General features: G+C 72.1%; 8 protein-coding genes. 5 read left to right on the forward strand and 3 right to left on the reverse strand.

Going from position 1 to position 6,116, the window contains the following annotated elements; all coding sequences use genetic code 11:
• The 3 genes from ACFWB8_RS36420 to ACFWB8_RS36430 all read right to left on the reverse strand — a co-directional run.
• Positions 1–994: serine/threonine-protein kinase (locus ACFWB8_RS36420; RefSeq protein ID WP_385237433.1), on the reverse strand; the 994-nt coding region annotated here is incomplete at its 3' end.
• Between the two features lie 60 nt (positions 995–1,054).
• Positions 1,055–1,264 (reverse strand): DUF397 domain-containing protein, encoded by a 210-nt coding sequence (locus tag ACFWB8_RS36425; RefSeq protein WP_385237436.1) that lies wholly within the window; start codon positions 1,262–1,264, stop codon positions 1,055–1,057.
• Positions 1,224–2,072: a Scr1 family TA system antitoxin-like transcriptional regulator gene (locus ACFWB8_RS36430; RefSeq protein WP_385237438.1), complete on the reverse strand. Its 849-nt coding sequence runs from the start codon at positions 2,070–2,072 to the stop codon at positions 1,224–1,226. Before ACFWB8_RS36430 ends, ACFWB8_RS36425 begins: the two co-directional genes overlap by 41 nt.
• A gap of 84 nt (positions 2,073–2,156) precedes the next feature.
• Between ACFWB8_RS36430 and ACFWB8_RS36435 the strand changes: the two genes are divergently transcribed.
• The 5 genes from ACFWB8_RS36435 (at position 2,157) to ACFWB8_RS36455 (ending at position 6,075) form a co-directional block, all read left to right on the forward strand.
• The gene (locus ACFWB8_RS36435; RefSeq protein WP_385237441.1) at positions 2,157–2,570 is read left to right on the forward strand and encodes an ATP-binding protein; all 414 of its coding nucleotides are present in this window, start codon (positions 2,157–2,159) and stop codon (positions 2,568–2,570) included.
• Between the two features lie 204 nt (positions 2,571–2,774).
• Entirely contained in the window at positions 2,775–3,422 is a 648-nt protein-coding gene (locus ACFWB8_RS36440; protein ID WP_385237444.1) for a class I SAM-dependent methyltransferase, read from the forward strand.
• Positions 3,423–3,588: 166 nt separating this feature from the next.
• Positions 3,589–4,047, forward strand: coding sequence for a hypothetical protein (locus ACFWB8_RS36445; protein ID WP_385237446.1), 459 nt, complete (start codon positions 3,589–3,591; stop codon positions 4,045–4,047).
• A 93-nt stretch (positions 4,048–4,140) separates the two neighbouring features.
• Positions 4,141–5,097, forward strand: a complete 957-nt coding sequence (locus ACFWB8_RS36450) for an N-acetylmuramoyl-L-alanine amidase (protein WP_385237449.1) — start codon at positions 4,141–4,143, stop codon at positions 5,095–5,097.
• A 138-nt stretch (positions 5,098–5,235) separates the two neighbouring features.
• Complete coding sequence (locus ACFWB8_RS36455; protein ID WP_385237452.1) at positions 5,236–6,075, forward strand: hypothetical protein; 840 nt, start codon at positions 5,236–5,238, stop codon at positions 6,073–6,075.
• Positions 6,076–6,116: the final 41 nt, after the last annotated feature.

Raw genomic sequence — 6,116 nt, forward strand, 5'->3', positions numbered from 1 at the left:
GGTCCGTGGGGTCCACGGCCGCCCCCGGCGCCGGCTCCCGCTCGGGCGCCGCCTCCGCGTCGAGCAGCCGCGCCGCCTGCTGGGCCAGGCGCGCCACGACCCCGGGCGGCAGCCACGCGCCGCCCAGCGCCGCCGGACGGACCCGCTCCGGATCCTCCAGCAGCTCGTCCACCCCGGGCCGCTCCTCGACGCCCTTGACCAGGCAGCGGCGGATGAGCGCCCGCAGGGCCTCGTCCCGCACCCGCTCCAGCTCCGGCTCGCCCTCCACGATTTGGAACATCACCGCGTGCTGGTTGCTGGCGCCGGCCCCGAACGGCAGCTGGCCGGTGGCCGCGTACGTCAGGACGCAGCCGAGCGTGAACACGTCGCTCTTCGCCCCGGCCCGCTGCCCGCGCACCTGCTCGGGCGACATGAACCCGGGCGAGCCGACGACCATGCCGGTGCTGGTGAGCAGCGACTCGACGGAGGTCTCCAGGGCGCGCGAGATGCCGAAGTCGATGACACGGGTGCCCTCGACGGTCAGCATCACGTTCGACGGCTTGAGGTCGCGGTGCACGATCCCGGCCGCGTGGATGTCCTTGAGCGCGTGCAACAGCCCCTCGGCGAGGGCGTGCACGGATTCCACGGGCAGGGGGCCGTGCCGGCGTACGATCTGCTCCAGCGAGAGCCCCGGCACGTACCCCGTCGCCACCCAGGGCCGCTCCGCGTCGGGGTCCGCGTCGATGACGGGAGCGGTGTACCGCTCGCCCACGCGCCGGGCGGCGTCGATCTCGCGCTTGAAGCGGGCCCGGAAGTGCGAGTTGGAAACGTGCTCCTCGTGCACCACCTTCACGGCGACGGTCCGCCCGCCCTCGGACCGGGCCAGGAACACCCGCCCCATGCCGCCGGCGCCGAGCCGCCCGAGCAGCAGGTACGGGCCAATTCGGGTCGGATCGGCGGCCGCGAGCGGCTTTATGCCGCCGTCGACGTTGTCGTCGTCGTCCTGACTGCTCATGCTGCCGGTTCCCCCGTCGGTCCCCTGTGGTCGGTCGAACTCGCCTCAGGGTAAAGGGGATCAGACGGAGAGGGCCCTCACGAAGGTGGTGAAGGCACCGGGGCTCACGGTGAAGGCGGGGCCACCGGGGTTCTTGGAGTCGCGGACGGCGACGAGGCAGGGCTGGGCGGCGGCGCCGAGGGGGGCGCACTCGACACAGTCACCGCCGGTGGTTCCGCTGTACGACGACTTACGCCATTGCACGCTCGTCAGATCCAGCCCGTTCCCCATAACGTTCCTCCATTACGCGAGCGATCAGCGCGACCGAGCACTCCGGAGAGAGCGCTTCAGCTTGCAGCCGAGCGTAGCCGACCGAACGTTCCCTGATCAGTGACGGGTTGGCGGTCATGTGCCCCTGTGCGTAGCCCTCCTGATAGAACAAGTCCGGGTCGTCATCAAAGCGGAGGAGATTGAACGACCCGAGCATCCCCGTGTGCTGTCCGGCCGAAAACGGCAGCACTTGAACCTGCACCCACGGCCGCTCCAGGAAGGTCAACAAGTGGGCGAGTTGGGTTCGCATGACCTCCCGCCCACCAACTTCCTGATGCAACGCCGCCTCGGAGAGCACCACCCACAGGGCGGGCGGGCGCTCACGCTCCAGGATGCGCTGCCGATCCATGCGAGCTGCCACCAGGACGTCGACCTGACGGGGACGGTCCACGCTCAACAGGGCCCGCGCATAGGCCTCCGTCTGAAGCAGCCCGTAGACCAGCTGCGACTGGAACGTGGAGATGTACTCCGCCTTGGCTTCCATCTCCGCATACGCCTGGAACCAACTCGGCAGCTGACTCCTCAACACCAACCCCACCAGCCGGGAGAACACCCCGCCCGTCCCCAGCGCAGCGTCAACCCGTTCCGAGAAGTCGCGAGTCGGGACCTTTCTCGCCGTCTCGACCTGCCCGATCAGCGAGGCGGTACAGAAGACGATGCGGCCGAGCTGGAGCTGCTTCAGCCCCGCCTCCTCCCTCAGGCGGCGCAGTTCCGAGCCGTAGTAGTCCAGCGGCGAGGCGCTGGGATCCAGATCGCGGATGTTGACCATGAGGCGGTCTCCCCCAAGTTCACGCGGTGCGGCGTTCGTTTCAACCCGTAGCCGAGCGTAACCACGCCCGCCCATTCTGGTGACATGAATCACGCAACTGACGCCTTCCCGGCGGCGATTGGCGACAGCTACCACATGGGCTTCACCGTCGGTGAGCACTCGGCCGGTCACATGCGCCGCGTCCTGCGGATGTTCCTCGCCGCCTGGGACATCGACGAGCTGTCGGACGCCGCCGAGTTGGCCCTGACCGAGCTGGTCTCCAACGTCGTGCGGCACGTCCCCGGCCGGGGCTGCGCCGTGCTCATCCTGCGGCGGCCGGAAGGGCTGCGGGTCGAGGTCACGGACGGCTGCCCGCACCCGCCGCGCGTACCCGGGGGCGGCAAGGACCCGCTCACGGAGGACGGCCGCGGGATGCTCCTGGTCGAGGCGGTGGCCGACCGCTGGGGCACGTTGCCGCGGGCCAGCGGCAAGACGGTGTGGTTCGAGTGCGACGCGTGAAACCCTGAGGCCGCCCGGGCCTGCGCATACAGCCCCGCCGGCGTGTGAGTTGCGGGGGCCCGGTGGCGGAGCCCCCGCAACGGAGCGGCACCCGAACCGCGACCGAACCCGGACCCGGACCCGGACCCGGACCCGGACCCGCCATGGCCCGCTACCCGGCGGTAGGACACCATGGGCCGACCAGTCGCAGCTCAGGAGGAACCCATGGCCGCCGCCACCCCCAAGCCGGAGACCCTCGCCGCCTTCGAGGCCGCCAAGGGGTTCATGCCCGTCGGTGAGGGCCTCGCCCTGCACGCGGCCGCCGTCGAGGCCGCCGCACTCGGGCTCCCGCTCCTGGAGGTCGGCACGTACTGCGGGCGCTCCACGATCCTGCTGGCCGACGCCGCCCGCGAGGCCGGTGTCGCCGCGATCACCGTGGACCACCACCGCGGCAGCGAGGAGCAGCAGCCCGGCTGGGAGTATCACGACCCGACCGTGGTGGACCCGGAGATCGGGCTGATGGACACCCTGCCCACCTTCCGCCGCACCCTGCACCGGGCCGGGCTGGAGGACCACGTGATCGCCATGGTCGGCCGCTCCCCCCAGGTCGCGGCGGCCTGGGGCGGCCCGCTCGGCCTCGTCTTCATCGACGGCGGCCACACCGACGAGCACGCCACCGGCGACTACGAGGGCTGGGCCCCGCACGTCGCGGTGGGCGGCACCCTCCTGATCCACGACGTGTTCCCCGACCCCGCCGACGGCGGCCAGGCCCCGTACCGGATCTACCTGCGCGCACTGGCCTCCGGCGCCTTCGAGGAGGTCTCGGTGACGGACTCGCTGCGCGTGCTGCGCCGCACGGGCGAAGGCATCTGACCCACTCCTCCACCCCCGGACGCCCCGCCCGACGGCGCGCCTTCGTTGAGCTTCCAGCGGGAGGAGATCAGCAGCGGCTCGACCGCCGCCACCCACTTGCTGGTATCGACGGCGGGCCCCGCGGCAGTCACCGCGCTGCCGGTCCCGTTGATTTATGAACCGGAAGATGGAAGTGATGAAGCGCGGCCGAAGCGTGGCTTTTGCCGCGACATGCCTGGCTCTGCTCGTTGCGCTGGGGGCCGTGGCTTCGATCCGCGAAGCGGACCGCAATCGCGTGCCCGGGTTCAAGGCCTCGGACGCCATCGGCACGTGGGAAGGGTCCAAGGGCGGGCGGATCGACATCAAAGAGGACGGCAAGGTGACCCTTGCGGGTGTCCGGACACCCCCCTCCTGTCTACGCGACGCGACCCCCGCATCCGCATTCTCCGGCGAAGGGGCCTGGGCCCTCGACCAGCGCCAGGACGAGCCCCCAGGGGTTCGGTTCGACTACAAGCCGGAGAATTCAGGCTCGCCGATGTGCCAGATCTGGGCCATGTGGCTCCATAGGGACCCGCAAGGCGAGTTCTACCTGTACCACGACCCCGGCCACGGTGAACGGTTCACGCGGTCGGCCGCTGCCGGGTAGGACCCCCGTCCGGGGGCGTGGCCTCTCATCGGCCACGCCCCCGGACGGGCTACGGTCCGTACGACAAGCACATCGCCGGTCTAGCATCGCGGCGTGCGCTACGAAGACAGCCCCCCGCCCTCCGACGCCGCCGACGACACCTCCCCGGGCGTCCCGGCCTCCCCGGACCGGCCCTGGTACGCGCGGCGGTCCACCCTCGCCGTCGCGGCGGCCGCCGTCGCCCCGACCTGCCTGGCGGGCTGGGTGCTGACCCAGGTGCTGGCCGGGGCCGGCCCGGACGACGCGCGCCCGCCGCGGATCGTCATGCCCATGGCCGCCTCCTCCCCCGTACCGGGCGCGGGCGCCACGGCCGGCCCCGACGCCAAGGCCGACCCGCTCGCCGGACGTACCGTCGTCATCGACCCCGGCCACAACACCGGGAACTTCCAGCACACCGACGAGATCGACCAGCAGGTGGACATCGGCACCAACCGCAAGGAGTGCGACACCACCGGCACCACCACCAACGCCGGTTACATGGAAGCCGAGTTCAGCCTCGACGTCTCCCGCCGGCTGCGCACCATCCTGGAGGGCCGCGGCCTGAAGGTGCTGCTCACCCACGAGGCCGGCGCCGCCCGCCCCTGGGGCCCCTGCATCGACGAGCGCGCCCGCATCGGCAACGAGGCCCGCGCCGACGCCGTGGTCTCGGTCCACGCGGACGGCGTCTCGGCGGGCAACCGCGGCTACCACGTCATCCTCCCGGCCAAGGTCAAGGGCGGCGGCGCCGACACCGCGCAGATCGTCGGCCCCTCCCGGCAGCTCGGCGAGCGGATCGCCGGGAACTTCGCCCGGACCACCGGTTCCTCCCCCGCCAACTACCTGGGCAGCGGCACCGGTTTGGTCGTCCGCGACGACCTCGGCGGACTGAACCTCTCAACCCGCCCCAAGGTGTTCATCGAATGCGGCAACATGCGTGACGCCAAGGACGCGGCGCAGCTGACGAGTCCGGAGTGGCGCCAGAAGGCGGCCCAGGGCATCGCGGACGGCATCGTCGGCTTCCTCGGCGGGTAGTCCCCACGGGACAGCCCGCCGCCCCGATCCTCTCGGTCGCGGTAGACCTCCGTACCATGGTGCCCCGCCCCACTCCCGTCATGACGCGTGCGACCGCGGCACCACGAGACGACCGAGACCGAGAAGGACACCTAAGACGTGAACATCCGCTCCCTCACTCGAGGCGACGGCGTGGTGATCGGAGCAGCGGCGCTGCTGTTCATCGCCTCGTTCCTCGATTTCTACTCCGCGACCGGCCTCGACCTGCCGAGCGTGTGGGACACCGACGTGTACCGTCTGGCGCTTCCCACCATCTTCCTGCTCGCCTTCATCGCCGCCGGCCTGCTGATCGCGGCCCGCTTCCAGCCCGAGGGGCGCCAGCTCCTGGGGCTGCCGCTGCGGGCCTGGGGCACCGTGCTGGCCGTCGCGGCCGCGTGGTCCTCGCTGTGGTCGCTGATCACGAGCCCGAGCGGGGCCGACCTGGGCGCCGGCTGCATCATCGCGTTCCTGAGCACGCTGGCGCTGGCCGGCGCGACCCTGTTCGGCTCGAAGATCCCGGCGCTGGCCGGGCCCCTGGTGCCCGAGGCGAAGCCGGCCGCCGCGGCCGTCCCGCCGTACGGCGCGCAGCCCCAGCCGGGCGCCGGGTACGGCTACCCGGGCGCCCAGCAGCCGTACGGGACCACCCCGCAGCCGGCCCCGCCGTACGGCGGCACCCCGCAGGACGCTTCGGCCACCCCCGCCCCGGGCGCGGACTTCAGCCCCGCCCCGCAGGAGGCGGCCGCGCCCGCCCCGGCGGCGGACTTCACCCCGTTCTGGTTCGCGGTCCCGGTGGCCCGCCCCCTCTTCGCCGAGGACGGCTCCCCCACCCCGATCGCCGAACTGGCCCCCGGCACCTGGTACCTGGCCGTGGAGCAGCGCGGCCCGGCCGTGCTGATCGCCCAGACCCAGGACGGCCGCCGCGGCGTCCTGAACGACACCTCGGGCATCCAGCGCGGCTGATCCCGGGACCGCACGGGCAACGGCTCCCCACCCTTCCGGGT

The sequence above is a fragment of the Streptomyces sp. NPDC060031 genome (assembly GCF_042736805.1).
Taxonomy (GTDB): Bacteria; Actinomycetota; Actinomycetes; order Streptomycetales; family Streptomycetaceae; genus Streptomyces.

Bases quoted from the DNA above. Each gene is read 5' to 3' on its own strand.
- ACFWB8_RS36425 (WP_385237436.1), bottom strand. From the start codon at position 1,264: ATGGGGAACGGGCTGGATCTGACGAGCGTGCAATGGCGTAAGTCGTCG.
- ACFWB8_RS36430 (WP_385237438.1), bottom strand. From the start codon at position 2,072: ATGGTCAACATCCGCGATCTGGATCCCAGCGCCTCGCCGCTGGACTAC.
- ACFWB8_RS36435 (WP_385237441.1), top strand. From the start codon at position 2,157: ATGAATCACGCAACTGACGCCTTCCCGGCGGCGATTGGCGACAGCTAC.
- ACFWB8_RS36440 (WP_385237444.1), top strand. From the start codon at position 2,775: ATGGCCGCCGCCACCCCCAAGCCGGAGACCCTCGCCGCCTTCGAGGCC.
- ACFWB8_RS36445 (WP_385237446.1), top strand. From the start codon at position 3,589: ATGGAAGTGATGAAGCGCGGCCGAAGCGTGGCTTTTGCCGCGACATGC.